This is a genomic window from Myxococcus vastator, assembly GCF_010894475.1.
Lineage (GTDB): Bacteria > Myxococcota > Myxococcia > Myxococcales > Myxococcaceae > Myxococcus > Myxococcus vastator.
Genome location: NZ_JAAIYB010000005.1, coordinates 1 through 26,800 on the forward strand (window position 1 = coordinate 1; position 26,800 = coordinate 26,800).

The 26,800-nt window shown below is 69.8% G+C and carries 25 protein-coding genes; 12 read left to right on the top strand and 13 right to left on the bottom strand.

Going from position 1 to position 26,800, the window contains the following annotated elements; translation table 11 throughout:
- Positions 1-303 precede the first annotated feature (303 nt).
- Genes G4D87_RS01015 through G4D87_RS01025 form a run of 3 tightly spaced genes read left to right on the top strand, consistent with a single transcriptional unit; the run spans position 304 to position 1,742 of the window.
- Positions 304-810 (top strand): DUF3291 domain-containing protein, encoded by a 507-nt coding sequence (locus G4D87_RS01015; protein WP_163777368.1) that lies wholly within the window; start codon positions 304-306, stop codon positions 808-810.
- Positions 811-843: 33 nt separating this feature from the next.
- Entirely contained in the window at positions 844-1,266 is a 423-nt protein-coding gene (locus tag G4D87_RS01020) for a DUF4440 domain-containing protein (RefSeq protein WP_163777370.1), read from the top strand.
- Between the two features lie 32 nt (positions 1,267-1,298).
- Positions 1,299-1,742, top strand: a complete 444-nt coding sequence (locus G4D87_RS01025) for a hypothetical protein (protein WP_163777373.1) — start codon at positions 1,299-1,301, stop codon at positions 1,740-1,742.
- Positions 1,743-1,757: 15 nt separating this feature from the next.
- On the opposite strand, the gene G4D87_RS01030 is transcribed toward G4D87_RS01025, so the two are convergent.
- The 5 genes from G4D87_RS01030 to G4D87_RS01050 all read right to left on the bottom strand — a co-directional run bounded on the left by G4D87_RS01030 (position 1,758) and on the right by G4D87_RS01050 (position 6,589).
- Positions 1,758-3,296, bottom strand: a complete 1,539-nt coding sequence (locus G4D87_RS01030) for a pyridoxal phosphate-dependent decarboxylase family protein (RefSeq protein WP_163777375.1) — start codon at positions 3,294-3,296, stop codon at positions 1,758-1,760.
- On the bottom strand, positions 3,289-4,182 hold the full coding sequence (locus G4D87_RS01035) for an MBL fold metallo-hydrolase (RefSeq protein WP_163777377.1): 894 nt from the start codon (positions 4,180-4,182) through the stop codon (positions 3,289-3,291). Before G4D87_RS01035 ends, G4D87_RS01030 begins: the two co-directional genes overlap by 8 nt.
- A 4-nt stretch (positions 4,183-4,186) precedes the next feature.
- On the bottom strand, positions 4,187-5,263 hold the full coding sequence (locus G4D87_RS01040; protein ID WP_163777379.1) for a fatty acid desaturase family protein: 1,077 nt from the start codon (positions 5,261-5,263) through the stop codon (positions 4,187-4,189).
- A 3-nt stretch (positions 5,264-5,266) separates the two neighbouring features.
- Positions 5,267-5,521 (bottom strand): tautomerase family protein, encoded by a 255-nt coding sequence (locus G4D87_RS01045; RefSeq protein ID WP_275902252.1) that lies wholly within the window; start codon positions 5,519-5,521, stop codon positions 5,267-5,269.
- 63 nt (positions 5,522-5,584) lie between these two features.
- Entirely contained in the window at positions 5,585-6,589 is a 1,005-nt protein-coding gene (locus G4D87_RS01050) for an iron-containing redox enzyme family protein (protein WP_205507368.1), read from the bottom strand.
- Positions 6,590-6,954: 365 nt separating this feature from the next.
- Between G4D87_RS01050 and G4D87_RS01055 the strand changes: the two genes are divergently transcribed.
- Genes G4D87_RS01055 through G4D87_RS01065 form a run of 3 tightly spaced genes read left to right on the top strand, consistent with a single transcriptional unit; the run spans position 6,955 to position 13,446 of the window.
- Entirely contained in the window at positions 6,955-8,334 is a 1,380-nt protein-coding gene (locus tag G4D87_RS01055) for a hypothetical protein (protein ID WP_240357915.1), read from the top strand.
- Complete coding sequence (locus tag G4D87_RS01060; RefSeq protein WP_240357916.1) at positions 8,331-10,526, top strand: phospholipase D-like domain-containing protein; 2,196 nt, start codon at positions 8,331-8,333, stop codon at positions 10,524-10,526. The genes G4D87_RS01055 and G4D87_RS01060 overlap by 4 nt, the downstream gene beginning before the upstream one ends.
- Positions 10,513-13,446, top strand: coding sequence for a helicase-related protein (locus G4D87_RS01065; RefSeq protein ID WP_240357917.1), 2,934 nt, complete (start codon positions 10,513-10,515; stop codon positions 13,444-13,446). Before G4D87_RS01060 ends, G4D87_RS01065 begins: the two co-directional genes overlap by 14 nt.
- 63 nt (positions 13,447-13,509) lie before the next feature.
- Here the strand turns inward: G4D87_RS01065 and G4D87_RS01070 are convergent, their stop codons facing one another.
- Positions 13,510-14,418 carry a serine protease gene (locus G4D87_RS01070; protein ID WP_240357918.1) on the bottom strand — a complete coding sequence of 303 codons (909 nt, stop codon included), beginning with the start codon at positions 14,416-14,418 and terminating at the stop codon, positions 13,510-13,512.
- Between the two features lie 192 nt (positions 14,419-14,610).
- Between G4D87_RS01070 and G4D87_RS01075 the strand changes: the two genes are divergently transcribed.
- The 6 genes from G4D87_RS01075 (at position 14,611) to G4D87_RS01100 (ending at position 20,840) form a co-directional block, all read left to right on the top strand.
- On the top strand, positions 14,611-15,525 hold the full coding sequence (locus G4D87_RS01075; protein WP_163777391.1) for a glycoside hydrolase family protein: 915 nt from the start codon (positions 14,611-14,613) through the stop codon (positions 15,523-15,525).
- Between the two features lie 53 nt (positions 15,526-15,578).
- Positions 15,579-16,136, top strand: a complete 558-nt coding sequence (locus tag G4D87_RS01080) for a hypothetical protein (protein ID WP_163777395.1) — start codon at positions 15,579-15,581, stop codon at positions 16,134-16,136.
- Between the two features lie 172 nt (positions 16,137-16,308).
- Positions 16,309-17,526 (top strand): hypothetical protein, encoded by a 1,218-nt coding sequence (locus G4D87_RS01085; RefSeq protein ID WP_163777398.1) that lies wholly within the window; start codon positions 16,309-16,311, stop codon positions 17,524-17,526.
- Positions 17,523-17,795: a hypothetical protein gene (locus tag G4D87_RS01090; RefSeq protein WP_163777403.1), complete on the top strand. Its 273-nt coding sequence runs from the start codon at positions 17,523-17,525 to the stop codon at positions 17,793-17,795. The genes G4D87_RS01085 and G4D87_RS01090 overlap by 4 nt, the downstream gene beginning before the upstream one ends.
- Positions 17,792-18,376 (top strand): HMA2 domain-containing protein, encoded by a 585-nt coding sequence (locus G4D87_RS01095; RefSeq protein ID WP_163777406.1) that lies wholly within the window; start codon positions 17,792-17,794, stop codon positions 18,374-18,376. The genes G4D87_RS01090 and G4D87_RS01095 overlap by 4 nt, the downstream gene beginning before the upstream one ends.
- Before the next feature lie 37 nt (positions 18,377-18,413).
- Positions 18,414-20,840: a heavy metal translocating P-type ATPase gene (locus G4D87_RS01100; protein ID WP_163777408.1), complete on the top strand. Its 2,427-nt coding sequence runs from the start codon at positions 18,414-18,416 to the stop codon at positions 20,838-20,840.
- A 3-nt stretch (positions 20,841-20,843) separates the two neighbouring features.
- Here G4D87_RS01100 and G4D87_RS01105 read toward each other — a convergent pair whose 3' ends face one another.
- From G4D87_RS01105 to G4D87_RS01135, 7 genes are all read right to left on the bottom strand, one after another.
- Positions 20,844-21,359 carry an SgcJ/EcaC family oxidoreductase gene (locus G4D87_RS01105; RefSeq protein WP_163777411.1) on the bottom strand — a complete coding sequence of 172 codons (516 nt, stop codon included), beginning with the start codon at positions 21,357-21,359 and terminating at the stop codon, positions 20,844-20,846.
- Between the two features lie 82 nt (positions 21,360-21,441).
- On the bottom strand, positions 21,442-21,927 hold the full coding sequence (locus tag G4D87_RS01110) for an Hsp20/alpha crystallin family protein (RefSeq protein WP_163777412.1): 486 nt from the start codon (positions 21,925-21,927) through the stop codon (positions 21,442-21,444).
- A gap of 144 nt (positions 21,928-22,071) precedes the next feature.
- Complete coding sequence (locus G4D87_RS01115; protein WP_163777414.1) at positions 22,072-23,328, bottom strand: hydroxymethylglutaryl-CoA synthase family protein; 1,257 nt, start codon at positions 23,326-23,328, stop codon at positions 22,072-22,074.
- Positions 23,329-23,377: 49 nt separating this feature from the next.
- Positions 23,378-24,415, bottom strand: a complete 1,038-nt coding sequence (locus G4D87_RS01120; RefSeq protein WP_163777416.1) for an alcohol dehydrogenase catalytic domain-containing protein — start codon at positions 24,413-24,415, stop codon at positions 23,378-23,380.
- Between the two features lie 47 nt (positions 24,416-24,462).
- Positions 24,463-25,203 (bottom strand): CoA-transferase subunit beta, encoded by a 741-nt coding sequence (locus tag G4D87_RS01125; RefSeq protein ID WP_163777418.1) that lies wholly within the window; start codon positions 25,201-25,203, stop codon positions 24,463-24,465.
- Positions 25,200-25,997, bottom strand: a complete 798-nt coding sequence (locus tag G4D87_RS01130; RefSeq protein ID WP_163777420.1) for a CoA transferase subunit A — start codon at positions 25,995-25,997, stop codon at positions 25,200-25,202. The genes G4D87_RS01125 and G4D87_RS01130 overlap by 4 nt, the downstream gene beginning before the upstream one ends.
- Positions 25,994-26,680: a TetR/AcrR family transcriptional regulator gene (locus G4D87_RS01135; RefSeq protein WP_163777422.1), complete on the bottom strand. Its 687-nt coding sequence runs from the start codon at positions 26,678-26,680 to the stop codon at positions 25,994-25,996. The genes G4D87_RS01130 and G4D87_RS01135 overlap by 4 nt, the downstream gene beginning before the upstream one ends.
- Positions 26,681-26,800 lie beyond the last annotated feature (120 nt).

Here is a 26,800-nt window from a genome sequence, read left to right on the forward strand (position 1 = left end):
CCGTTGCATGATGCCGCCAAGGAGCTTCCCTCCCCCGAACCCCCTCCGGACCAACTACACACGATTCGGGACTTGACCCACTCCGTTGTGGAGCGGGTGCTCTCCCTCTCTCCGTCTCCGAAGGGCCTGCGCTTCGTCCCTGTGAGCGAGTGGAGCGACGCCTCCGGATTCAGGTGAGGGGGCACCCAATCGATTCTGAAAGGGCCGCAAGGCAATGCCGTGCGTCATGCCCTTAGAATGCTTGGTGCCAGACAGCCCCATGGCTATACTCGCGGCTCCCTTCAACACGCCAAGCAAGCACCCATGACGACCCAGAAATTCCATGTCGCGCAGCTGGCGATTTCGCTGGCACGCGAACCCCTCGACCACCCCCTGATGCAAGACTTTGTCGCGCAGCTCCGGCCGGTGAATGAGCTGGCGGACCGCTCACCTGGATTTGTCTGGCGGCTTCAAACGGGGGCCGGCGATGCCACGGGAGTCCGTGGGTTCGACAACCCGCTGATCCTGCTGAACATGTCGACGTGGGAGTCGGTCGAGTCGCTCTTCGACTTCGTCTACAAGAGTGAGCACGTGGTGCCCTTCCGCAGCCGCCGGAAATGGTTCCTCCCCGTCGAGGGACCGCCGTATGTGCTCTGGTGGGTGCCCGTCGGCCATATTCCCACGGTCGCGGAGGCCAAGGAGCGGCTCGAGCTGCTCGCGAGCGAAGGTCCTTCGTCCCGTGCGTTCGACTTCAGGCGCCGCTTTCCGCCCCCGGGTGAAGCGCATGCGCCGGTGGAGCCTCAAGGCAAGCGCGCGTCAGGCCAGGTCTGACGCCAGGCCACCCTCCAGCGGAGCCTTTGAACCATGTCTGGAATCGTCGAGCTCAGTCGAACGGAAGTCATTGAATTCCACCGTGCCCTCGAAGCGTGGCTTCGGGGGACGGGCCCCGCCGCCGCGTCCGGAACGGCCCGGATGGCGAGCGCCTTCGCGCCGGACTGCACGCTGTATGCTCCGGGCGGCGTGGCCGAGAAGAAGTCGGTGTTGCTGGAGCGGCTCTCCAAGGCCCTCGGCGCACAGCCGGACATGAAGATCACCATCGATGATTTCGCTCCGGTGTGGGCCCGGGATGAGGTCGCCCTGGTGCGGTACGTGGAGTGGCGCGAGGCAGGCGGGCAGAAGACAGGCAGGTACGCCACAGTTCTCTTCCAGGCGGATCCTGCCGCGCCCGGCGGTGTGGTGTGGCTGCACATCCATGAAACCTGGATGGCCCACCACGGCCCCACGTAGCGAGCGCGGTCCGCCCCAAAGAGGAATCACACGTGAGACTGAGCACGCTCGCCGACTTCGACCTGCACTACACCTGGATGGAGTACCTGGACTTCGGCAGTGGTGGCCAGTACCTCGCCATCGTCGACGGAGCCCTCACCGGCGAGCGGCTCGCGGGCCCGGTCCGCTTCTTGAACACGCCGGTGAAGCGGCCCGACAACGTGAATCTGCCCGCGCTGCGCGGCGTGCTCACCACCCCGTCGGGGGGGAAGGTCTACCTGGAGGTGAATGGCGTCTCGCTGCTGCGAGCCCGCGACCAGGCTCGCGTCTGCACCGCGTCCGTGATGTTCCGCAGCAACAGCGCGGAGCACGCCTGGCTGAACGATGCCTTCGGTCTCCTGGAGGGTGTCCTGGATGCCTCCAACCGGGCGCGCGGTCGAATCCACCTGTGTGAGAACACCCTCGGCCTGGATGAGCCCGAAGGGCCGGCCCGCTGACGGGCACGCCGAGGCTCACGCCGTCCGGTGCTGGCGTCCCGGCCGGAGCTCCGCGTCGACCTCGGTGCCCAGTCGCCGCACCAGGCTCGGGAGGCGCTCGATGTCGGCGAGCGTGGTGTTGTTGTTCACGATGCAGACGCGCAGCGCGGCCTGGCCCTCCACGTCCGTATGCGAGGGATAGGCCACGCCGCCGCGCTGCAGCCGCTTGAGCAGCGCCTTGTTCAGGGTGTTGAGGTAGTCGCGGTGCGCCTCCGCCTGGGGCTCCAGGTCCGCCGGGATGAAGCGGAACGTGGTGATGCTCAAGCCGTGGGTCAGCGGCTCCAGCTCGGGCTCGGCCTCGACACAGGCGTAGAGCCGGCGCGCGAGCCGGATGTCGTCACCAATCATCCGCGCGTAGCCCGCCCGTCCCTCGTGCTGCAGGCACAAGCGCACCTTGAGGGCGCGCAGGCTGCGGGTGGTCTGCGGCCCCAGGTCCCGGAGCTGGAGCGTCTCCGGGCCTCCCAGCAGGAGCTGCTCGTCGCTGTCCGCGTAGTAGGAGGCGCCCTGGTGGAAAGTGTCATACAGCACGTGCCGGTCTCGCGTGAGCAGGCACCCGACATCCGCGGGCACGTACATCCACTTGTGCGGGTCGACGACCAGCGAGTCCGCGAGCCGGAGGGCCTGCAGCTCCAGGGGCGCGTCGGGTGACAGCACGGCCAGCGCTCCGTACGCGCCGTCCACGTGGAACCACAGTCCCTCCGCCTGGCAGAGGGCGGCGATGTCGGGCAGCGGATCCACCGCGCCCGTGCCCGTGGTCCCCGCGGTCGCGGCGACCATGAAGGGCCGCAGCCCCGCCTTCCTGTCAGCGGCGAGCCGCTGCGCCAGGCTGCTGAAGCGCATCCGGCCGCTTCGGTCGGTGTCGACCTTGCGCACCGCGTTCGACCCGAGGCCGCAGAGGTTGGCGGCTGACACGATGCTCGTGTGGGCCTCGGCGCTGGCATACAGGCACAGGGGCGCGCCCGCTGGCCCTCGCACGCCCTCCGCGCGAACGTCCCAGCCGGCCTTGACGTGCAAGGCCGCGCGCATGGCGACCAGGTTGGCCAGGGAGCCGCCGCCGAGGAACAGCCCGCCACAGTCCGTGGGGAAGCCGACGAGCCGGGCCAGCCAACGCACCGTCTGCGCCTCCAGCGACACGGTGAGGGCGCACGTCGGGTAGCTGGTGACGGGCGGGTTGATGACGGACGCGAGCAGGTCCGCCAGGGCACCCAGCGGGCTCGGTGCGCCCATGATGTAGGCCCAGAAGCGAGGGTGCGCCGTGGAGACGGCGTGCTCACGCAGGAGCGTGAAGGCCCGCTCCAGCGCCACGCCAGGCGCCATTCCCTGCTCCGGGAAGGCGTCCGCGTCCAGGAGCGCGCGGATGCGAGGCGCCGAGTCCTCGGCCCGGACGGGCTGCTCCGGCAGCGCGGTCAGGAAATCGCCAAGCTGGTCCACCAGCCGGTGCCCCAGCTCCCGGAACTCGGCCGCGGACATGCCCGCGGCCTGGGAGCGCCCCTTGGCCTCGGCGCCCTCAGTCATCGGCGCGTTCCGCCGCTTCCCGAGCCAGTTCCGCTGCGACGGCGTTGGCCCCCGCGGTGATGAATGTCTCCAGGTCGGACGTCGGCAGGTGCTGCTTCATCACCTGGACGAGCCGCGCCTTGGCCTTGTCGTCCAGCGTGCTCTTTCCCTGGGCGAGCTCACGGACCGTCTTCCGGTAGAGGTGCAGGTAGCGGCGCTGGGCCTCCAGGCTGGCCTTGGAGGCGCTGGGCGCGCCGTGCCCGGTGAACAGCAGCGCGTCCTTGGAGAGCTTCGCCTCGAGCCGGTCCAGGTTCTTCAGCCACAGGGCGGAGTGGCCGTCATTCATGAAGGAGTGGACGCCGCCGAAGACGATGTCCCCCACGAAGGCCACGGACGCGGCGCGGCCGACGACCCAGTAGCTGTCCCAGTGGGACTCGCCTTCTCCCAGCTCCCCGACGGTGAAGGGGACGCCGTCGAAGTGCAGCGTCTGTCCCTCCTTGACGAACTGGTTGGGGAAGCGCCGCGTGGCGGGCCAGTCCTCGCCGAAGACGGGCTTCCACTGCTTCTCCTTGGCGTCGTCGATGCGGCGGATGACCGCGTCCACGCCCTTCGTCGCGATCATGGGCACGTCCAGGCCCCGGGTGATTTCGGCCGCGCCGTTGTAGTGGTCCGGGTGCCCGTGGGTGACGATGAGACCCACGAGCGGCTTGCCCGTCGCCTCGACGCGCGCCCGCACCCCCCGGGCATCGGAGACGCGCATCATCGCGTCGATGACGACCACGGACCGGGCGGTCTCCACGATGAAGGCGTTGGTGAACAGCCCCTCGCTCCCCGAGTTGTGGACGTGGACCTTGAACTCATCCGCGGAGTGGGGGACGGGGGGACGCTCGCGCTGCTGTGGTTTCACGGGTTCACCGAGGGGAAGAAGGCTGGGAGTCCGCGAGCTCCCGCATGAGCGCGGAGAGCCCCGGGGCGGGCTCGGGGGAGACACGGGCCTGGCACAGCAGCGCGCTCAACCGGGGCAGGTCCCGGGCCACGACGCCGGGGAAGACGTGGTGCTCCCGGTGCAGCGTGCGCGGCAGCCCGCTGATGAGCAGCGCTGGCAGCAGCCCCAGCCGGGTGGAGCGGGCGTTCACGTTGAGGTCGCCCTCCTCGCGGGTCCACCGGTGCTCCGTGAGGTCCATGAGCGTGAGAATCATGGGGTACACGGTGTACATGGGGAGCAGCCACAGGAGCAGGAAGGGGCGCCAGAGGCCGAAGTACGCCACCGCGCCCAGCGCGACGGCGAAGAAGAGCAGCTTGAGGCGCCGCTCCCGCTCCATCTCCGCGTCGTCCCGGAACGGGAGGAGCAGCGCCCGCAGGTGGTTGTCCCGCCACTTGACGGTGTGGTTCCCCTGGGGCGGCACGTAGTCCTGGCGGCCCTTGAAGAACTCGAGGACGCTCAGGAGCCCCGCCTTCACGCACGTCCAGAGCAGGCGCCCCGGTGAATAGGCGCGCTGGGTGTCCCCCCGCAGGTGCCTGCCCAGCCAGTTGGGGTCCTCCGGGGTGAACAGGTGCCGGTGGTGCAGCATGTGCACCCGCCGCCACTGGACGAAGGACCAGGCCTCCGGGTGGTGGAACATCACCAGGTTCGAGAACACCGTGCCCACAATGGCATTGGCCTTGTGAGAGCGAAAGAGGCCGTAGTGGCTCGCATCGTGGTTCAGGATGTAGAGCGAGTGCTGCCGCCCCGCGATGACGACGATGGCGAGCAGCGTGACGAGGGGATGCTGGAACCAGGCCTCGGCGGCGATGGCCAGGGCAATCCCAGCATAGACTTCCAGATAGAGCAGCACGCTGCGCCAGGGCCGGGCCTTGTGCAGCGCCCGGACCTGCTGCCAGACGTCCTTGGGGAGCAGATGACTGGCCTGCGCCCCCAGCTCGGGCCAGTCCGGCCGCGCCATGGGCGCGGGAGCGGGCTCCCCGGAGATGGGATTTGGTTGACTCATTGCCTAGAGCTTCTCACCCCGAGCGCGGGCCTCGCGGCGCAAGGCCACGCTCGTACCATGAATGCCCCAGTTCTCCGGATCGATTTCCTGGATGACAATGAACGTGGTCGCGGGGTCCTTGCCGAGCACATCCACGAAGACCTTCGTGATGCGCTGGATGAGCTCCAGCTTCTGCTCCGCGGCAAGCTTATCTCCAGTGAGCTGGACATTGACGTATGGCAATTTTGAGCCCTCGGCGTGGCCGCCCTGCTGGGACACGGGGCGGCCAGGAATGACAGTCGGTACGCGTCGATTCGAGCGTGGGCGCCACGGCGCCCGGCATCAAGGGACGACGTGCGAGCCGCGGTACGGCCCGACGGTGGACTCCTTGAGGCCCTTGAGGTGGGGGTAGAGCCTGTCAATCACGGCCCCCGCGGTGTCCAGGCGGAGCAGGATGCCCAGGACGATGTCGGGCATGACGGCCGGGTTGCGCTCCAGGAGCGGCAGGATGATCTCCCCCATCCAGGCGTTGGCGTGCTCCACGTCGACCGTGGTGTGCTCCAGCAGGTACTCCAGCGGCTTGTCGCCCACGCCCAGCCGCCGCCAGCCTTCAATCTGCCATTCGAAGCGCCCGGGAATCATGGTCTCCGTGGCGAGCAGCGCGCCGAGGATCTCCGTCAGACGCGAGCGGTTCGTGGCCATGCTCATGTACATGTTGACGAGCGCCAGCTCCTCGCGCACCAGCAGGTCGAACTGGTGGGTGTAGACATCCTTCGGGAGGTCCAGGAACTCCATCAACCGGAAGCGCATGTTCCGGTGGACGCGGTCGTCCTGTGCGTGGCCGACCTCATCCCAGAAGTTCTTGGCCAGCTCGAGCTTGATGCCGCCATAGACGCCCGGCATCATCAACGCGATGATGTCACCGAAGAGCGATTCGAGCGGCGTCTCCTGGAGGATGAACTCCCGCATCTGCTCGAAGGTGGCCTGGTCACGCAGGAACGCGAAGATGGGGTGCGTGACGTTGGAGGGATGAGATTGGACGCGCTGCGTAACCCAATCACGAAACTGTGACGCAGGAGGCAGCGCGTCAAGGATGGGAGCGTATTTCCTCCGCGAGGCCTGATGCCAACACTTCTCCAGGATGCCTTTCATCTGGCCAAATAGCGGATCGCCCACGTTCAGGCGCTCGACGGACCACGGGGCGGTGAGCAGCGCCATGTTGATGGCGTAGAGCACCCGGTGCGCCTCGGTCAGCGCCGCGTCGTCTCCCTCCAGGAAGGCGGCGCGCGCCAGGAGTTCCACCTGCTCTCGCAACTGGTTCCGGGCCCCCACGGCCACGCTGTCCATGTCGTGGGAATAGAGCCACGTCTTGACTTCCAAATGGAGATTCTGAAGATTGGTTTGACCCGACATTTGGCATTCCTCGAGCTGATGAGGTCCAGGGATGTTGAAGCGCCCGCTGCCAGCCCCCATCCGGCAGTAATCAGCGAGGCCGCGGCTTGTGTACCAAACTAGACATACTCGGGATAGTGACAATTTTGACTCCCAGAGAACTGGAACATTTCCAAGACACGGCTTCTTGAAGCCTCGTCATGGGCCACTGCGTCATGGGTCGTGGTTGTCCCCAAGGGCATGCGGTCCATACTCCCTGGGTGGTAGGTCCCCTGTCTTTCCAGCATGGCGTCGAGATGCGAGCCTGAGCGTGCATGCCCATGCTCACGCCGTTGGAGAGTCCCGTTGATGCCCTCTGCTGGGTGGCGCCGCCCGCGGAGAACCCCGAGCTGACCTCCGAAGACCCGCTCGCGCTCGACTATGTCTCGCAGCAGGTGGGGCTCTGGGGGTTGCCCACGCTGACGACGCGCTCCAGCAGGGCCCAGGCCTACGCCATGGTGCTCTATGGATTGCAGCTCGTGGAGCGGGCCATCGAGCACCATTCCTACCCCGCGACGGACGAGGTGCGGCGCGAGCTCTTCGAGCGCTGGGAGCGCTTCTGGGCCCTGGCCACGCTGGAGTTCCGCGAGGGCCAGCTTCCTCGGGGCGATTGGGATTCCATGCGGGGCGTGCGAGGTGCCCGCAATGCGTGGCGCTCCGGAGCGTCGAGCCTGCCACTCGACTTCCAGCTCATCTCCCGTCAGCAGGAGCTGGGAAACCTGGGGGCCTACCTGGCGCCGTTGCGGCGCTCCGGGCTCGTCATCGAGGGTTCCCTGCGGCCGGGCCCGGGCGCGCTGGCCCTCATCGACGCGTTTTGGGACGAGCCCTCGGAGAACAGACACTGGGGGCGATACGAGGAGTACGCGCTGCAGGCGTTGGACCGGAAGGCGCCGCGCATCGCGCGGACCCATGGGCGACTGACGCTGGCCCAGGTGGGGCGGTTCAGCCGTCTGACCTCCCTGGTCGAGCGGGAACGCACCGCGCAGCAGCACCGGTTGTTCGAGGCGCTCTTTGTCCACGCACGGGACCCGCACTCGTTCGCGATGAGCCAGTTGGTTGAGTCCGCCGCGAAGGCCGGGCTCTCTGCGCCGCGAGACATCCTCGACGCGGCGTTGGCGGGCCGGCTGGGGCGGCTCTCGGATGAGCTCCTGGCGCTCCTGCTGACGGCGCGCCGCTTCGGTGAGGTGATGCAGGAGCTCGTCGGGGCCTTCGACCGCGTCTATGCCTGTTTGGATGGCGCCGGCTGGGTCGCTCCCCGCGAGCGCATCGGGCGCGAGGCCCTCGATGCGCGGACACTCGATTCGCTGAAGGGCGCATGCTCGGCGCTGCTGTCCTCGCCGAGGGTTGGCGAAATCCGGCGCCTGCCCATGCATGGCGCCGCCTTGCTGAGATTGGTCGAGGCGCTGGTGGAGGCGGATTCGCTCGCGGCGCTCGACCTGCTGCTGGCCTATCACTCCGATGTCCAGCGCGAGCGGCGACGTGGCGAAGGCTGGATTCGCAACGAGGCCGGCAGGCTCGTGCTCGTCGTCACGTCGTACACCGCGCGTCCGGAGGCGGCGCGCTTCCCGGCGTTCAAGCTGGATGTGGTCCGCACGTTGCTGACGGACCTGGGACGGCTGCCCATGAACCGGGAGCTGGATGCCCCGGAAGGTGCCGCATGATGCTCGAGTCCCGGAGGCTCATCGAGCAGGTCCTCGTCTCCGAGCAGCCCTGCCTGGGGGCCGTCTTCTGCTCCTACACGTTCGACCCTTCCTACTTCGAGGACCGCATCCTGCGTGCGTTGCTGCGCCTGCAGGGGGACCCGGAGGAGGAGGCTGTCCGCTACCACGAGGAGGCCCGCGCGGCGCTTCGCGAGACACCGGTGGCCTGCTTCGTCGACGCCCATGTCCGCCGGGGGGGCCGTCGCCTGCCGTATGACCTCCAGCTCATCCGGGAGCGGACGTTCCACCCGAAGGTCATCCTGGTGCTGTACGACGAGGAGGCGCGCGTCGCCGTGGGCTCGGGCAACGCCACCAGGCCGGGCCACGAGCAGAACGCCGAGCTCTTCTTCACGCGCACGTTGCGCTACGACGTCCCCGTCGACGCCGCGTTCCTCCGAGCGGTGGACGGGTTCCTCCGGAGCTGCGCGGCGCTCGCGACCCACCCGGGGACCCAGTTGACGCTGGTCCGCTCCGCGCTCGTGTCGAGAATCTCCGGCACGCCGTCCCCCAGCGGCCACGCGCCGACGGAGGCGCTCTTCGTGGACACGTTCAGCGCGTCCATGCTCGACCAGCTGCGCGAGGCGCTCCCCGAGGATGCGCGAGTCACTCGCGTGGGCATCCTGTCCCCGTTCTTCGAACAGGATGACCTCGACATCGCGAATGACACGAAGGGGCTTTCGTCGGTGCTCTCCAAGCTGCTCGCGCTTCGCCCCGGGAGTCCGCCTCCGCTGGACCTTGGCGTGCCCTGGGAGGACGCACCCCTTGCCCCTCCCATTCGCGGGGCACTGCCCGTGCTCGCGGAGGGCGAAGGGCGGCTGTGGGCCTCGCGCTATCGCGAGGAGGTCGACGGCGAGCGCATCGAGCGCCTGGCGTACTTCGGGCTCAAGCGCGTCACGGCGAAACGCGTGGAGGTCCAGCTCGGCTCCGGGCGGCCCGGGCGGCACGAGCGCGAGGCGTTCGAGCATGAAATCGCCGAGGGGCGAATGTGGCCCGTGGAGCCCCCGACGGTCCATGCGCCGAGGCGAATCCTCGAGCGCATCGTCCGCGAGCACGAGGTCCACCTCTGGCTCCATCCGACGGCGACGCTGACACCCTCCGGGCGCGCGAGCCGCCGCCCCCTGCATGCCAAGCTCTTCCTTCTCACGGTGACGAGCGCGGGCAGGACGCTGACCTATGCGCTCGTCGGGTCCGCCAACGCCTCTGACGCCGCGCTCTCGTCTGGGGTGGAGCAGGGGGGCAATGTCGAGGCGGGCGTCCTGCTCTGCCTGGACGGAGAGGTGCGCCTGCCGGAGCTGCTGCCTTCGCTGGTGTGCGCCCCCTTCGAGTCGGCGCGCTTCGAGGAGCGCGAGGCGCCCGCGGCCGACATCGACTTCTCGGCGTGGCTCGAGGACGTCGTCCATGACGCGGCCGCCCGCACGTTGACCGTCACCTGGAGTCAGCACGGGCCAGCAGGCCTGGGGGCCTGGTCCTGGTGGTACCTGGACCGGGAGCTCGCGAAGGGCGTGGGGCCGGGCGCGGCTCCGGTGGTGCTCCCCGACTTCGACCTGGCCGCGGCGGGCGCCGAGCTGGAGGTCCGCGCGGCGGGGCGGAAGTGGCTGGTTCCCATCCGCGTCGCGGACCTCGCGATGCTGCCCACGAGTGCCCACCTGGCGGGACTGGGCGTCCGGGAGTTGCTGGCGCTGCTGGGCCGGCGCGTGGGCGCGGAGCGGCTGTCGACCCTGCGCGAACAGCGAGGCGTGGCGGGGGTCGACTCCGTCCTGGACACGGTGTTTGGCGAGGGCTTTGGCCCCACGGATGTCTTCAAGGCCTGGTGGGGGCTGAAGGAGGACCTGCTCGCCGCGACGACGGTCTCCGCGTTCCGTTATCGGCTGCTGGGACCGACGGGGGCCCGGACGCTCTGGGAGCGCCTGCGCGACCTGCCTCGGGATTCCGTGTCCGATGACGAGATCTGGGTCTACGGCTGCGAGCTGCTGCGCGAGCTGGAGCAGTTCGTGTTGCCAGAGAGCGCCGACCTGGAGTCGAAGCAGGCGCTGCTCGCGGAGCTGCGGACCCTGCTGCGCGCGGACCTGACGCGGTTGCGGCCGCGAGGTGCCGGGTGGCTGGACGGTGTGGTGCGGTTCTACGGGCTTGAGGGCACCCATGGAAAGACGTGAGCGGACCTGGCTGCGGGGCTTCCTTCGCCTGGATGCAAGGGCCGACTCAACGGTGCCCTTGCGCGACATCGAGCGACAGGAGGACACCGTCCTCCGTGCGCTGGAGCTGTTCGACGACCAGCCAGGCGTCGTGCTCGCGGACGAAGTGGGGATGGGGAAGACGTATGAGGCGCTCGGCGTCCTGGCGGCCCGGCTGCATCTGATGCCGGAGGCCCGAGCGCTGATTCTCACCCCGGGGCCCGACCTCAATATGAAGTGGGCCAAGGAGCTGCGTGCCTTCAGTGACGTCAGCCGCCCCATGTACCGGGGCTTCGCCGGGCAGTCCAAGGCCGCGAGTACCCTGGCCGAGCTCGTCGCGACCGCCCGCGAGACGCGAATCACCATCGCGCCCGTGAACATCTTCGCGGGCAGTCGCTCCCTGGCGGACCAGGCCTGGCTGCTGTCGTTGTGGGCGGATGCACAGGGCCTCGCTGGCAATCAGGTGGCGGCCATCTTCCGTCGCTACCGGGAGGGCGCGGTGGCGCGTGTGGACATCGAGCAGCAGCCGTTCCTCGATACCTTCGAGTGGTCGGTCATCAGGCCCCATGTCCGGACGACGCTGAGACGGCACAAACAGGGGGCGGGAGACGGCTCACTCGACGCGCTCTGGGCGCGCGAGGCCTACGACGGCTTCGCGAACCAGCGGCGGGTTGATGACGCGCTGATGGACCTGCGCTTCCGCCTGGTGGGGCAGCTCATCCCGGACTTCGACCTGCTCATCGTCGACGAGGCCCACAAGCTGAAGAACGTGGACTCCGTGCGGGCCACCGGGGTGCGCACCATCTTCGAGGGGCGCTTCGACAAGGCCTTGTTCCTCACCGCCACGCCGTTCCAGCTCGCCGTCGACGAGCTGAAGCAGGTGCTCTCACTCTTTGCCCTGGCCCGGTCCGCGCCTGCCGACCTGCTGGAGCAGGCCCAGCGCTTGTTGGACGACGTGGGGGACTACAAGCAGGCCTATGGCGAACTCGAGCGTGTCTGGTCGCAGGCGGACGAGGCCGCCATCTCGGACTTCGGCGCGTTGTTCGCCAGGGACCCCCGGCTCGAGGAGGAGCCGGCGGATGCCTCGCTGCGGGCGGTGGTGCTGTGCGCGCGCCGGCTCTTGGCCCTGAAGTCGGAGCGCATCGAGCCAGGCTTCCGGCGATGGATGATTCGGAGCCTCCGGGAGGACAAGCGCGTCTACCGCAGGAGCCACCGCCCCAGGCTGCGCGCCCAGGGAGGGGAGGGCGTTCCCTTCATGCTCTACGAGCGGTTCATCGCGGAGCTCTTCCGGGAAAAGAGCCGCACCCACAAGGCGGCGGTGCAGATCAACATGGTCTCTTCCTATGGGGCCGCGCGTGAGGGGGCGCTGCTCTCCGGTGAGCGACAGGCCTTGCCCGGCGGTGACGCCGAGGCCTACCGCGGGCTCTTGCGGAGCGTGTTGGGGGCGCTGAGCGGGGAGCAGGGAGGCCACCCGAAGGTGGACCACGTCGTGCGGGACGCGCTGGAGGCCGTCGCCCGCGACGAGAAGACGCTCATCTTCTGCGCCCGCATCGAGACGCTCCACGAGCTGAAGCGGAGAATCGAGGCGGAGTGGGAGAAGCTGCTGCTGGAGCGATGGAGAAAGGTGTTTCCGGCCGCGAGCCACGGCGACATCTTCGAGCACGAGGTGGACGGCAAGCGGGTGGACGGGCATCACTCGCGCCTGAGAGACCGGTTCGGCCGCGCCCAGGATGCGCTCTACCTCGCGCTGCGGGAGCGGTACGTCGGCACGTTGTTGGAGGGCATGTCGGTGGAGGGGGCCCACCTCGAGCGCGTCATCGCGCGGGCGAACGAGCTGCTGCGCCAGCAACGCGTCTCGAAGACGCAAGCGGAGCGGATGGACTGGTCCCTGGTCAAGCGCTGTGTCGAGCAGGCCGTGGCCCTCTTCGTGCGAGACGGCGTGTTGGCGGGGGATGTCGACCCGGAGGTGCTGCGGCGCCTGACGGACGCGCGCTTCGTGGCGCTCGGCTTCGACCTGGTCGCCGACGACGTCGAGGACTCCGCCGAGGGAGACAGGACGCCGTCCTGGTCGATTGGCGCCGGGGACGCGGCGCTCGTGCTTCGCCGCGAGCACCTCTGGTCCTATCTCAAGGCACCCTTGCTCGAGGTGCCTCCCGAGCTGCGGGTCCGCACCGTCGAGCGGCTCGCCAGCTACCTCGTCGCGCGCAACGTCCCGTTCCTCCCGGACCTGCTGGCCTTCGCCAGGGAGCAGGGCGTTGACGTGGAGGCGGTGGAGTCCCGGGCGCTGTCGCCAGTGGTGGACCGCTTCTGGACCACGCCTCGGGGACGGCCGTGGTTCGAGTTGCTGAAGCGCTTCCTGGCCTATGCGGGGAAGCTCGACGAGGAGCGGCGGCGAGAGGTGCTCGATGACGCTGTTCGCGCGGGTGCGCTTGTCCGTCACACCGTGGAGGGTGTGAGCCGGGAGCGGCTCCGTGAGGCGTTCAACACGCCCCTGTACCCGATGGTGCTCGTGGCCAACGAGGTCATGCAAGAGGGGCTGGACCTGCATCACCACTGCCGCCGGGTGGTTCACCACGACCTGGCGTGGAACCCCGCGCAGCTCGAGCAGCGCGTGGGGCGCGTCGACCGGCTGGGCTCGCTCGTCCAGCGGCTGCGGGCGCGACAGCCGGACACCACCCTGGACGTTCACCTGCCGTTGATTGCCAACACCATCGACGAGCGTCTTGAGCGAACAGTCCGGCTGCGGGAGCGGTGGCTGGAGTTCCTCCTGGGCTCGGCGCCTCGCATCGAGGAATACGGCCTGGCGGACGAGCCACCGAAGCCGTTGCCTGAGGCCTTCGCGCAGGCGCTCCGCGTGGAGCTGGGGCCCGTCGCGAAGGCGCGTCCTCCAGGCGCGGGCTGATTCAAGGCGGAGCCTTTCCCGTGTACGCCGCGAGGGCCTGCCGGAGCCCTCGCGCGCGCCCCCCTACCTGACGGTGCTGAGGTTCCTGATCTGCGTGTTGATCCACGGGATGTAATTGGAGACCCGCGCATAGACGCCGGGCAGCCCCGGCCTCGCGCAGCCCAGGCCAAAGCTCACGATTCCCTGGAGCACGTACCCTTGGGGACCCGGTACGACGAGCGGCCCTCCGCTGTCCCCTTGGCATGCGTCCTTGCCTCCTGCTGTGTACCCAGCCCCGAGCATCGCCGACTCGTTGATGGTGATTTCATGGCGGTGGTAGCTATTGGCCACGGACCGATGATTGAGGGTGGGGACGTTCACCTGCATCAAGAGAGGGGAGGCATTCCCGGTCTCCCGTGTCAGGCCCCAGCCCGCGACAGTCGTTACCGTGTTGTCTGGAACCCGCTCCCCGCTGGCAGGGAGGCAGACAGGTGCGCGTTTGCCTCCAGAGGCGTACTTCGGGGCCTGACTGGGGCGCATGGTGGATGACTGGCCGCAGGCACCGGCAACGGCCTGGTTGAACTTGATGGGCTGTTCGAGCTTGAGAACGGCGATGTCGTTCATCGTCGTGTCTGGATTGTACTGCGGGTGATAGACCGCCCTCACCACCCGGACCGTGACTTGTCCCGTGCTGGGCCGGTCCAGGTCATGAGCCCCCGCGACCGCGGTGGCGGCGGACAGCCCGTCGTAGACACAATGGGCAGCGGTGAGAACGATATCGCTCTCTTCCTTGGCGCCGACCCGCACGAGGGCACCACCACAGAAGTGGCTGTTGTATTGCTGCAAGCTGACAATCCAGGGGTGGGAGTGAGGCCGAGCCTCGATTCCTCCCACAATCTCCTGGTCCAGGCGGCCGACCGCATCGACGGGGTCCCGCTCCAGCTCCGGACCACCGCACCCCAGAAGAGCCACCGTGACGACCACTCCGCTCATGAATCGCAATGCATCCTCCGCTTCAAGTGCGGAGGGCATCAGCAAGTCACGTGCCGGGTGGCTGCCCAACCGGGTCAAGGCCTTATCCGCGCGACAGCAGGCCTGGCGCGCGTCATGACACGTCAAGTGGAGGTGCTTGACGCGTCAGTCGCGCCGTCTTGAAGAGCGTGGGGCGGGATAGGATGCCGCGCCATGGGAATGAACATCATCGGCGGCTTCATCGTGGCGCTCGCCGCGCTCGTCGTGGGATGCAGCGGGGATGCGCCGGAGCCAGGTCTGACGCCGGATGCTGGCACCGAGTTGCCCGACGCCGGCGTCACCACGACGAAGAGCGCGAAGCGGGGAATCGCCTTCGACCTCTCGACGCCCGAGGACCTGGCGGCCGTCGCTCCCGGCGTGAGCTGGTGGTACAACTGGAGCCCCACGCCGCATCCGGGCGTGCCCGCGGATTTCCAGACGCGCTACGGCATGGACTTCATTCCCATGCTCTGGAACGGGAACTTCGACGCGGCGCGGATTGAGTCCATCCTCCGGGCGAACCCGCGCATCCAGTACCTGCTGCTCCTCAATGAGCCCAACCTCACCGACCAGGCCAACATGTCGCCGCAGGCCGCGGCGGAGTTGTGGCCACGGTATGAGCGTGTCGCCCAGAACACCGGCGTGAAGCTGGTGGGGCCGGCGATGAACTGGGGCACCATGCCGGGCCATGGCGACCCTGTCGTCTGGCTGGACGCCTTCTATGCCGCCTATCGCGCCGCCAACGGGAACCGCGACCCGCACATCGATTACCTCGGGTTCCACTGGTACGACTATGGCCTGGAGTACCACCTGGACCGGCTCACGAAGTACGGCAAGCCGTTCTGGGTCACCGAGTTCGCCAACTGCCACAGCCAGCCGGATGGCGCGCAGATTGACTCGGTCGCCAAGCAGCGGGTGCAGATGACGGAGATGGTGGCCGTCTGCGAGCGGCGCGAGGACGTGTTCCGCTACGCGTGGTTCACGGGGCGGTGGACGAACGACCCGTGCTTCGCGAGCCTGCTCGGCGCCGCGGGCACGTTGACCGAATTGGGTGAGCACTATCTGTCACTGCCCACTCGCGCGCCGTAGGGTCGCGTTCGGGGTTGTTCCGCGCCCATCGAGGGGAGAGAGTGGGCGCCGCGATGACGGACTCCCCTGATGCGTTCCTGCTCGGCATGTTCCAGAAGTCGGGCCTGGCCTGCGGCTCCGTGGACGAGGCCTGGCAGCGCTCCGAGTATCTCTATCCCTTGCTGGGCTGGCTGACGGCGCGGTTTCCCGAGCCCACGGCCTTTCAGGTCTGCGCGGAGTGGCTGCGGCAGGCCGCGGCGCGCGTCGAGGGCGGTGCCGCCGCCGCGGACCTCTTCGCCCAGGCCCGCGGTGCGGCGCCGCGCCAGGGGCACGTCATCGCGGGGAGGCTGGGGGACCTGCGCAACGCGTCCATCCTCGAACAGAAGCCCGCCGTCGCCGCGTTCGCGGACGCCGCCAGCCACCTGTGTGAAGTCTGGGCCGCGGTGACGACGAACGAAGCGGACGCGGAGACGAATCCCTGGGCCCGCGCCAAGGCAGCCGCGGGCGCCATGGTGACGGCCCTGTTGGAGCAGCGAGGAGAGGCCGCGGAGGACCCGGCGGCGAAGGCGCGGGCGCGTGTCGAGCTCACCGAACTCCTGCGCACGGCCCGGGCCGCCATCATCGCCCGCTGAGGCAGCCGTCAACCCGGCGGCGCGGGTGTTGCCCCGCGGGACCGGTTCTCCCGGCCCTCGAATCCCCCTAGCTTGAGTGCGCCGATTCCTGGAAGCCCACCTCGGATGCACCCCCACCAGCCGTGTCGCGCCCTCCAGGTCTGGCGCGCGCGGCTGCTTCGCACTCATGCCCATGACACGAACCACTCCATTCCACCCGGAAGACACCGCGATGCCCGCGGCCGCGCTGCACCCGCTGCGAGACTTCGCCGAGAAGCTCGGGCGTGAGCTGCGCTTCGAGGACCTCCGTTCGGGCGCGTGGCACGCCCGCCTGTTGACAGCCTATGTGCGGCATTACGAGGCGCGGCGCGCCGGTACTGCGTCCACCGTCCGTGCCTCCGAGACGGAGGCCCTCATCCGGCGCGCCAGCAAGGAAGCGGCGCTGGTGGGGGCGAGCGCCGCGGGTATCTCCACCAGCGCCGCCGTGTTCACCCTGGACACCGGCTTCGTGGGCGCGCTCGTGGCCGTTCCCGTGGCCGGCGCCGCCATGGGGCTGGACACGATGCTGCGCTCGCTCATCCAGGCCCGGATGATGTGTGACGTGGCGTCCGCGTTCGGCGTGCGCATCGATCCGGATGACCCGTGGGATGTGCTCCACCTGCACGCCATCATCTCGGGCTCGGAGGTGTGGGAGGACGAGGACCGCGGCGGTGCGGGGCTCGTGGGCCGGATGTTGACCGAGGACACGGAGGCGGCGGAGCGGAAGTTGGGCAACCGCTTGATAGGGGAGGGCGTGCTGCGAAACCTCCTTCCCTTCGCCAGCGTCGTCACCTCCTCCGTCACCAGCTGGCGGCGCACCCGCCGGCTCGGACATGCCGCGGTGGCGTATGCGCGCTACCGCCGCGCGCTGGACGATGCGTTCTCCGCCGTGCGGGCCGTGGACGCGCGGTGCCTGGAGCTGCTCATCGAAGGCGCCTGGTGCCTGTTCGGAACGAATGGGGTGCTGCGAGCCGAGGAGACGGTCATGCTGGCGCACCTGCTGCGCAACAGCCCTTCCGCGGCGCGCAAGCGGGTGCTGGAGCGCCTGGGAGAAGATGAGGCGCAGTGGGTTGAGCGCCTCAAGGAGGTGCCCGAGGCCGCGCGGGATGCGTTCCTGCACGCGCTGGAGGTGATGGTCGCGGTGGACCTGTCCATGTCGAACGCGGAGTGGTTGCTGCTGCGGCAGGCCGCCGCCGCGCTCAACCGCCCGCTGCGCCGCGAGCGGGTGCAGACCTTGCTGAAGCAGCTCCGGGTCCATGGCGTCGTGCTCGCGCCGTGGGGCGACCAGGCCGAGTCGCGCGACGAGCGGATGCCGTTGTCCCAGGGTGTCGGGCTGGGCGCCGACATCCATGGCGCTCCGGGGGCCCTATGAAGACGACGGTGGCCTTCCTGGCGGGCGTGGCCACCGGCTGGATGGCCCGGAGCACCGTCGACAACTCGCGCGGCGCGGTCGTCTCCGTGGCGACGGCGGCGTTCGACCTGGTGGGGTGGACGCGGCGGGTCATCGCCACCGAGCGCGAGTTCCTCTCCGACCTGCTGGCGGAGGCGCGCTCGCGAGCGAACCTCCATCAGGCCCACGGCCGGCGCGCGGCGGACGGTGGGGCGCGGCCCGTCGCGGAAAGCCGGGAGGGGCACGCATGAGGCTCGACCCGGACTCGGGCGCCATTGAAGGGGAGTGGTTGCTGCTCGTGCACCACTCCCCGGGCCGGCTTCGTGTGCGCGCGCGTTGCTTCCAGGCGGACTCGGACCTCGCGGACCGCGTGCGCGGTGAGCTGGGGGAGACGCAGGGGGTGTTCGGCACCGTCCATTCCCCACTCACGGGCAGCCTGCTCATCGAATACAGCCCGGAAGCGGCCGACGTGGAGTCGCTGCTGGCGGCCATCGTCGACACGGCGGGCCTGGACGGCATCGTCGACGCCAAGTTCATGGCGAAGTCGCGCAAGGCCCCCGCCGAGCACGTGGTGAGCGGCGCCCGGTGGCTGGACGGACTGGCCCGTGAGGTGACGGGGGCGAGCCTCTACGAGCTGATCCCCGTGGTGCTGACGGCCACGGGCATCTACTCGCTGGTGGCGAACCCGTCTCAGAAGGGCTGGCTGCCGCGCTGGGACAACGCGCTGTACTGGGCCTACAGCGTGTTCCGTGACGGCGTGCGAGAGCAGGAACTGGAAGACGCCGCGCGCGTCAGCGGGACGGTGGCCTTCCGGCCCCGGCCCCACGCGTGAGGCCGCGGTTGCACTGCGTTCAGGCCGGGGGGCGTTCATGCGGACGGAGGTGGAGTTCCTGAGTGGCATGGCGCGCGGCTTCAAGGGGCGCGCGCACGAGGCCCTGGATGGGCATCAGCGGCCCGTGTCCGTCCACGTCACGGACGTGGCTCCGGGCCGGCTCCTCATCCGGGGCGCGGCGGAGGACTCCAAGACGCTGCGCCAGGTGCTCGGCTGGTTGGAGTCCCGCCCCGAAGTCCAGGTGGCCACGTGTCAGCGCAGCACGGGCCTGGTCAAGGTGCACTACCAGGAGGCGTCGCGCCTTCCGGGCGCGTTCGCGCTGCGGGTGCGGGATTTCGTCTTCACGTTGCACCAGCTCCCGCTCAAGCCGTTCCAGGTGGAGGTGCAACACGCGCTGCCCGGACGCGTGCGGCTGCGCGTCCGCGGGCTGGAGGACGACGACATCCTCAAGCTGGCGGCCTGGGCCGCGACGCTGCCGGGTGTGCACAAGGCGAGCGCCTCGCCGGCCATCCATTCGCTGGTGGTGAGCTTCGACCCGGAGGTGCTCAACGCCAGCCAGTTGATGACGGCCCTGCGCACGAGCGAGCCGTCCACCTGGCCCGCCGCGCCCGAGCCGCCCCGGCGGGAGTGGGCCGCCACCGCCTTCAATTCGGCGGTGCTCGCCGCGTGCGTCGTGAACGCGGCGCCCATGCCCATGCTGACCGCGGGCGTCGCGTTGACGAGCCTGCCGCTGGCCCAGCGCGCCTTCCAGTCCGTCGCGGAGCGGCGCATCACCGTGGACCTGCTCGACCTGGTGGCGGTGGGGGTGTCCCTGGCCACGGGGCAGGTGCGGACGGCGGCGCTCATCACCTCCCTGCTGGGCATTGGTGACTTGCTGATTGAGCGCAGCGCGGACCGCGCCCGGTCCGCCATCTCCCGGTTGATGCGGTTGGAGGTGCTGTACGCGTGGCGACTGAGGGTGGACGGAGAGGTGGAGCAGGTCCGGGCGGACCGGCTCAAGGAGGGCGACCTCATCATCGTGCACACGGGGGAGAGCGTGCCCGCCGACGGGACGGTGCTGTCCGGTACCGCGTGGGTGGATGAGAAGGCGCTCACGGGCGAGTCGGAGCCCCGCGTGCGCGAGGCGGGAGACCGCGTGCTGGCCGCGTCCGTGGTGGGCGAGGGCAGCCTCCGGGTGCGGGTGGTGCGCGCGGGCGTGGAGACCACGGCGGCCAAGATTCTCCACATCCTGGAAGGGGCGGGCGCCAAGCCCATGACGCTGCAGGCGAAGGTGGACTCGGTGGCGAACGGCGTCGTGCTGCCGACCTTCGGGCTCGCCGCGGCGACAGGGCTGTGGACGCGCGAGGCGTCCCGGCCCATCAGCATCCTCATCACGGATTTCGGGACGGGGGTCCGCATCGTCGTGCCCGCGAGCGCGCTGGTGGCGATGACGCTCGCGGCGCGCCAGGGCATCCTCATCAAGGGGGCCCAGTACCTGGAGCGGCTGGCCCAGGCGGACACCATCGTCTTCGACAAGACGGGCACGCTGACGTTGGGTGTCCCGGAGGTGGTGGACGTCATCCCCGCGCGGGGCTGGGATGCGCGCCAGGTGTTGTCGCTGAGCGCCGCGGCCGAGCTGCGTCAGTCCCACCCCGTGGCGGAGGCGGTGCGCCGGCATGCCCAGGCGCAGGGCGTGGAGGTGCCGCGGCCCGAGGCGGGTCTGGAGGAGGTCGTCCTGGGACGAGGCGTCTGCGCCCAGGTGAACGGGCGCCGCGTCTGTGTGGGCAGCGCGCGTTGGATGCAGCAGCAAGGCGTGGACGTGACGGGCGCGGCGCTGGCCCGGTCCGTGCCGCGCGAGGTCTCCACCCTGTGGGTCACCGTGGATGGGGCGCTGGCCGGGTGCATCCGCTACGTGGAGACGCTGCGGCCGGAGAGCGCGGGCGTGGTCCATGCCCTGAAGGAGAATGGGCGCCGGCGCATCGTGCTGCTGTCCGGGGACGCACCGGCCCGGGTGGCGGAGGTCGGGAGCCGGCTGGGCGTGGACGAGGCCATCGCGGAGCTGCTCCCCGAGGACAAGGCCACGCATGTGCGCGCGCTCCGGCGCCAGGGACGCATCGTGGCCATGGTGGGGGATGGCATCAATGACGCCCCGGCGCTCGCGCTCGCTGACGTCGGCATCTCCCTGCGGGGCGCGACGGACGTGGCGTTGGAGACGGCGGACGTGGTGCTGCTGCGTGGCAGCCTTGAGGACCTGCTGCTGGCGTTCGACGCGGGCCGCGACACCCTGGCCCGCGTGCACCGGGGGCTCGGGCTGGTGCTGGTGCCCAACGCCGTGGCCATGGTGCTCGCGGCGCTGGGGTGGCTGCCGCCTGTCGCCGCCGCCGTGGTCAACAACGGCTCCACGGTGGTGGCGGGCTTCGCCGCGCTGGCGCCGCTGTTCCGCCAGGCGCGCGCCGCCCAGCGCGAGGACGCCAACACCCACTGAGCCTCAGGGCATCTGGGGCACGGCCGCCTGGGGCCTGGGCTTCACGTCCGTGTTCTGGCCGGCCAGGATTTGCCACTGCCCGTTCACGTGCTTCATCACGTAGCGCATCTGCGTGCGCAGCACGCCGGGCTCGGTGTCCTGGACGCCCGGGGGCAGGCCGGGGTGGCCCGTCACCGCGTGCGTGGTGTCGACAATGGCCAGGTCCTCCTGGATGAACTGGACCTTGCGCACCGTGACCTGGCTCTGGCTGCCCTTGAAGATGCTTGCGAAGATGCCCGCGTGGCGCTGCTGGATTTCATCGCGGCCCTCGAAGACGGTGCCTACGATGTTGATGAAGGAGGCGTCCGGGGCGAAGTCCTTGGACCAGGCCACCGCGTCCTGGCGGTTCCAGGCCTCCGTCTGGTCACTCACGAGTTGGAGGAGGTCCGCCTCCGCTGGCGACGTGCCGGTGGTCGCGCACGCGGACGCCAGCAGGAGGAGGGTGGCCAGCGAGGGCAGGGAAAGGGCACGGCGCATCATTCGGTAGCCTTCTTTCGGAAAAAGCCGGGAGTCGTGCCCAATCCCATATCACAGCCGGCTTCTTTCGAAGGCTCGACGCGGCTCAGGCCTTCGCCTTCTCACTGCGTTCGCCGCCGACCTTGATGCGCTTGGGCTGCTCTTCGGACTTCTTGGGGATGCGCACGTTGAGGACGCCGCTCTTGAAGTCCGCCTGAACGTCATCCGCATTCACGCCGCGGGGGAGCGTGAAGGTGCGGCTGAACGAGCCATAGTTGCGCTCGTAGGCGTAGTAGCGGTCACCCTCCTCGCGGCGCTCCTCTTCCCGCTTGCCGCTGATGGTCAGCCGGTTCTCCGCGAGGGTGATTTCCAGGTCCTTCTCCTCCACGCCCGGGACATCGGCCTTGAAGATGAAGGCGTCCTGGGTCTCCTTCACCTCGAAGTCGGGGACGAAGCCTCCCTCCCGTGCGCCTTGGGGAACGAGCATCCGGCCGAGGTCGAATCCCAACAGCTCCTGCATGCGCTCGAAGGGGTCCCAGCCGCGTGGGGCTCCGAGCACGCCTCCGCCTCTACGGGCAGGTAGGTCCGCCATGATTCCGTCTCCTTTTTCGCCGCGCCCCGGTCGTCGAGGCGGGGGTTCAAGCTTCACGGTAGGGAGACGGCGGCGGAAGGGGAGGCACCGGGAAGCCTGCCGGTGCCTCGTCACGCGCCTGGGGTGGGCGGCTGGCGCCCTGCCTCAGGTCCCTTCGGCGTAGAGGCGGCGGTGGTCGCGAAGCTCCGTCAGCCGGAAGGCACCGGGCGCCGGGGCCACGGCCTCGGGCGCGTCCGCCGGCAGCTTCATCAGGCGCTCGTACTCCTCGATGGAGACGCGCTCGCGCCGGGCCAGCACCTCCTCCAGGTCCGCCTTCGCCATCCGCTCAGCGGCCTTCTCGCCCACCGTGCCGGAATAGAATTCGGCCGCGCAGCCGCTGCCGTAGGACAGCAGGCCCATCCGCTGTCCCGCCAGCGCGCCGGCCTCGCGGTGCAGCAGCCCCGCCAGCGCCAGGTAGAGGGACGCGGTGTACACGTTGCCGATGCGCGAGTTGAGCCCCAGGGACGTCGCCACCTGGGCGTCATAGCTGGCGGCCGACTTCGCCTGCGCCTCCCGCGACTCCGGCGTCGAAGCCGCCGCGCCCGCCGCATCCTCCAGGTCGCACAGGCGCAGCTGGGTGTGCGCCTTCCGGGCCATCTTGCAGAACGGCACGTGGTAGGCGATGCGCGCCAGCTGCTCGCCGGGCAGCGTGTCCGACCAGCGGACCAGTCCCGCCGCCAGGGCCTTCTCGCGCCAGCCCCGGTAGGCGCCGGACAGGGCCTCCAGGTAGCAGGTGATGGAGTAGTGCCCGTCCACCAGCGCCTCCCGCCGGCCCACGGGCCGCCAGAAGTCATACACGTCCATGGTGCACACGCCGTTGAGGCCCACGTCCATGGCGAGCAGGTCCGGCTGCTCGGAGACCAGCAGCGCCACCGCGCCGCCGCCCTGGGTGGGCTCGCCCGCGGTGTTCAGCCCGTAGCGCGCGATGTCCGAGCACACCACCACGGCCACCTTGCCCGCGCCCGCGCCGGAGGCAATCCACTCCACCGCCGCCATCAACCCGGCGGTGCCGCCGTAACACGCGTGCTGCGTGTCATAGGTCCGCATGGCGCGCGGCAGCTTCAGCAGGCCCTGCACGTGCGAGGCGACGGGCTTCGAGTGGTCGATGCCCGTCTCCGTACCCACCACCAGCATGCCGATGCGAGAGGGGTCCACGTCCTGCTGACGGAGGAGGCGGGCCGCCGCGGTGGCCGCCAGGGCCACGGTGTCCTCGCCAGGGTCCGTGACGGCCATCTCCCGGGCGCCCAGGCCCGCCGTGTACTTGGCCGGGTCCACGCCCCGGGCCCGGGCCAGGTCTTCGATGTCCACGTACCGGGACGGCACCGCGACCGCCAACGCTTCGATTCCCACGCGCTTCTTCATTCGACTCCTCGATTCCTGGTCGTGCTCTGGATTCCAGCCGCCGCTTCGCTCACGCCTCGGGGGGCACCAGCACCAGCCGGCCCGCCACCTCGCGGTTCTCCAGTCGGAAGTGGGCCTTCGCGGCCTCTTCCAGGGGCACCGCGTCCGTCACGAACTGCCGCACGCCGCCGGTGGCCGTCAGGCGCAGGGCTTCGTCCAGCTCCGCCTGCGTGGTGGCGTAGGCCCCCAGTATCTCCAGCTCCTTGACGATGACGAGCCCCGGGTTGAGCTGCACCATCCCCGACTCCAGGTTGCCCACCACCACCACGCGGCCTCCGGGCGCCATGGACTTCAGCGTCTGGTCGAACGTGGCGCTGCCGACGATTTCGACGGCCACGTCCACGCCCGCGCCCTGGGTGCGCTTGCGGACGTCCGAGCCGAAGTCCAGCCCACGCGACACGATGACCTCGTCCGCGCCCGCCTCCTTCAGCGCCTGCACCTTCGCCTCGCTGGACGTCACCGCGATGACGCGCGCGCCGTCCAGCCGCGCGAGCTGTACGGCGGACAGACCCACGCCGCCGCTGGCGCCGGTGATGAGCACCGTCTCGCCCGCGCGCACCTTGCCGCGCGTGCGCACCGTGTGGACGGCCGTGCCCGTGGTGCAGCACACCGTGGCCGCCTCGTTCCAGGGCAGCGACGCGGGCACCCGGCCCAGGCCGCCGACGGGGGCCACCATGAACTGGGCGTAGCCACCGGCCAGCTCCTCGCCGAAGAAGCGGTTGTCCGTCTTGCAGAGGCTGTTGCGACCGCCGCGGCACAGGGCACAGTCGCCACAGGACATGCGCTGGAGCGTCGCGGCGCGGTCTCCCGTCTTCCAGCCCGGCGTGTCCGGGCCGACTTCAATGACTTCACCGGCGGCCTCGTGGCCGAGGATCGCGGGCACGCTGGTGCGGGGCAGGTTGCCGCGGCGGTTGATGACGTCGTGGTAGCAGACGCCACAGGCATGCACGCGCAGGAGGACCTCGCCACGCCCGGGGCGAGGCATGGGGACGCTCTCCATCCGCAGGTTGCCCGCTTCACCAAAGCTGCGCAGTACGACGGCTTTCATCTGGGTTCCTCCGTGCATCTGGATTCGTGAAAGGGGAAGGGCCCGGCTCAGGCGCCGACGAGCGCGTCGCGGTAGCCGCGCGGGTCGATGGCGCGAATGGCCGCCACCGTGCGGGCATCCGGCAGCGGGGTGACGGGCAGCGCTTCGGGGACCTGGAAGGCGAAGCCCGTGCGCTCCGCGATGTGCGCTTCCGAGGCCCACGGGTGCCGCGCGAGCAGCCGCGCGCCGGACGCGCCCAGCTCGAACACGCCCAGGTCGGAGATGAGCGTCACCGGGCGGCGTGGGTCTCTCGTGGTGGCGACCTGCACCTGGGGCACCAGGTTGCGGCGCGACTGGCGCGGCACCAGCAGCACCGGCCGGCGCACCCACTGCCGCAGCGTCGCGGCGCCCGCCACGCCAGGGAACTTCGTGCGCGGCGTGTCCAGGCTGCCGCTGGCCGTCATGTTGGTGCGGCCCTCCGCATCCACCTCGGCCGCGCCGAAGAAGACGGTGTCCACCCGGCCGCGCCGCGCGTGGTCGAACAGGTCCGGAATGGTGATCTCCCCGGACCGGCCATCCAGGTAGCCCAGGTCCTCGGAGGAGGGCAGCAGCGTGGGGAGCTCCGGGTCCAACGCGCCCACGCAGGCCAGGTACGTCAGGTCCGGCGCATGCGTCGCGCGCGCCACGGCGATGGCCAGGATGGCCAGCGGTGACGCCACGCCCGTGGCCACCACGCCGCCATCCTCAATCTGCCGCGCCAGCAGGGCGACCACGGTCTCCGCCGGGGTGATGTCCAGCGCCGCGCTCATGCCGCCCTCCGCGTCAGCAGCGTCTCCAGGAACTCCGCCTCGCGGCCCGTCTCCGCCAGCGCCAGGTAGCGGGCCAGCATCGCGTCGTCGTGCGGGTAGAGCCCGGCGCAGCCGGTGGGCAGGGCGCCGCCGGGTGCCAGGATGATGCGGTCCACCTGGAAGCCGGGCAGGGTGGCGCGAGGCAGCTTCGCCACCCGCTCCTCCACCGTGGCAATCACCCGCTTCGCCGCGCCCGCCACCAGCAGGTCCGTGGTCGGGTCCTCCATGTAGAGGTTGCCGCGCTCGTCCGCGGCGCGCGCGTGGATCAGCGCCACGTCCGGATAGAAGGCCGGCTCCACCGCCACGCGCAGTCCGGTGAAGGGGTCCTCCACCATGGGAGGCGGCTCGGCCTGCGCCAGCCCGGACACGTCCGCGTCTGGCGCGGGGATGAAGGGCAGGCCCATGGACGCGGCGCGCAGCCGCTGGACGACGCGGTAGCCGTCATGCTCTCGCCAGGCGACGGTGCCCTGCTCCATGGCCCGCTTGAGACACGGCATGGGCCGCACGCGGCCCTGGAGGCTCAGCGCGCCGAAGGCAAGCTCCAGCTTGCCCAGACAGCCACCCGCCACGAGGAACTCCGCGGGCAGCGGGTTGGGGAGGGAGATGAGGCCCAGGTCGCGCTTGCCCTGGGCGATGATTTCCATCACCAGCGCCATGGGGGCGCGGCCCAGCATGAAGCCGCCGGTGGCCAGCGACGCGCCATCCGGAATGGAGGCCACCGCCTCCTCCAGCGAGCACCAGCGCGCCGTCTTCATGCGCCCTCCGAATCCGTGCCGGTGGCCGGCACGCCCGGCACCATGCGCAGCGGAGAGGGCCCGGCCTGTCCGGCGGTGTCACCCGCGGCGGCGAAGGGCGGGAACAGCATGTCCACCATGCCGTCGGCGATCTGCTCGTCCGTGAGGCGCCCGTCCGGCTTGAACCACTTGTAGATCCACAGCACCATTCCCAGGAACGAGAAGGCGCCCACCGTCGGGTCCACGGGGCGGATGAGGCCCTGCTGCGAGGCCTGTGCGAAGGCCTCCTCCAGGAAGGCCACGTACTTCTTCTTCCGGGCGTCGATGAAGGCGCGCGTCTCGCCGGTGAGCGTGGCGTGCTCGTGGAGGATGATGATGACCTCCTTGCTCCACCCCCGCGTCACCAGCAGGATGTTGTGGCGCATGCACGCCCGGAGCCGCTCCAGCGGATTCGCGATGTCCTGCACCCGCGAGAGGACCTGCTCCTCGAACAGGTCCATCCCGTAGTTCATGATGGCGAAGAGCAGCTGCTCCTTGTTCTGGATGTGGTGGTAGAGGCCCGCCTTCGTCATCCGGCACGCGGCGGCGATCTCCTGCATCGACGTGCCCTCGTACCCCCGGTCACAGATGAGCCGCGCCGCCGTTTCCAGGATGGCGCGGTAGCGCTCGCCCTCGTCCGGCTTCCGTCCTCCGGTGTTCGTCACGTCTGCTCCCTCCTTGAGACCTACCGACCGGTAGGTAGCAGCGCACGACGCGGGGTGTCAATCGCCAAAGGAGGCCCCCGGGCCGACGGTCCTCTGGGTTTCCCTGCTATTTCAAGGGGT

Coding starts and splice junctions, on each gene's coding strand:
- G4D87_RS01055 (WP_240357915.1), top strand. CDS start 6,955: ATGCTCACGCCGTTGGAGAGTCCCGTTGATGCCCTCTGCTGGGTGGCG.
- G4D87_RS01020 (WP_163777370.1), top strand. CDS start 844: ATGTCTGGAATCGTCGAGCTCAGTCGAACGGAAGTCATTGAATTCCAC.
- G4D87_RS01030 (WP_163777375.1), bottom strand. CDS start 3,296: ATGACTGAGGGCGCCGAGGCCAAGGGGCGCTCCCAGGCCGCGGGCATG.
- G4D87_RS01095 (WP_163777406.1), top strand. CDS start 17,792: ATGAGGCTCGACCCGGACTCGGGCGCCATTGAAGGGGAGTGGTTGCTG.
- G4D87_RS01105 (WP_163777411.1), bottom strand. CDS start 21,359: ATGATGCGCCGTGCCCTTTCCCTGCCCTCGCTGGCCACCCTCCTCCTG.
- G4D87_RS01040 (WP_163777379.1), bottom strand. CDS start 5,263: ATGAGTCAACCAAATCCCATCTCCGGGGAGCCCGCTCCCGCGCCCATG.
- G4D87_RS01075 (WP_163777391.1), top strand. CDS start 14,611: ATGGGAATGAACATCATCGGCGGCTTCATCGTGGCGCTCGCCGCGCTC.
- G4D87_RS01080 (WP_163777395.1), top strand. CDS start 15,579: ATGACGGACTCCCCTGATGCGTTCCTGCTCGGCATGTTCCAGAAGTCG.
- G4D87_RS01120 (WP_163777416.1), bottom strand. CDS start 24,415: ATGAAAGCCGTCGTACTGCGCAGCTTTGGTGAAGCGGGCAACCTGCGG.
- G4D87_RS01115 (WP_163777414.1), bottom strand. CDS start 23,328: ATGAAGAAGCGCGTGGGAATCGAAGCGTTGGCGGTCGCGGTGCCGTCC.
- G4D87_RS01015 (WP_163777368.1), top strand. CDS start 304: ATGACGACCCAGAAATTCCATGTCGCGCAGCTGGCGATTTCGCTGGCA.
- G4D87_RS01110 (WP_163777412.1), bottom strand. CDS start 21,927: ATGGCGGACCTACCTGCCCGTAGAGGCGGAGGCGTGCTCGGAGCCCCA.
- G4D87_RS01050 (WP_205507368.1), bottom strand. CDS start 6,589: ATGGACAGCGTGGCCGTGGGGGCCCGGAACCAGTTGCGAGAGCAGGTG.
- G4D87_RS01130 (WP_163777420.1), bottom strand. CDS start 25,997: ATGAAGACGGCGCGCTGGTGCTCGCTGGAGGAGGCGGTGGCCTCCATT.
- G4D87_RS01070 (WP_240357918.1), bottom strand. CDS start 14,418: ATGAGCGGAGTGGTCGTCACGGTGGCTCTTCTGGGGTGCGGTGGTCCG.
- G4D87_RS01060 (WP_240357916.1), top strand. CDS start 8,331: ATGATGCTCGAGTCCCGGAGGCTCATCGAGCAGGTCCTCGTCTCCGAG.
- G4D87_RS01090 (WP_163777403.1), top strand. CDS start 17,523: ATGAAGACGACGGTGGCCTTCCTGGCGGGCGTGGCCACCGGCTGGATG.
- G4D87_RS01125 (WP_163777418.1), bottom strand. CDS start 25,203: ATGAGCGCGGCGCTGGACATCACCCCGGCGGAGACCGTGGTCGCCCTG.
- G4D87_RS01065 (WP_240357917.1), top strand. CDS start 10,513: ATGGAAAGACGTGAGCGGACCTGGCTGCGGGGCTTCCTTCGCCTGGAT.
- G4D87_RS01085 (WP_163777398.1), top strand. CDS start 16,309: ATGACACGAACCACTCCATTCCACCCGGAAGACACCGCGATGCCCGCG.
- G4D87_RS01100 (WP_163777408.1), top strand. CDS start 18,414: ATGCGGACGGAGGTGGAGTTCCTGAGTGGCATGGCGCGCGGCTTCAAG.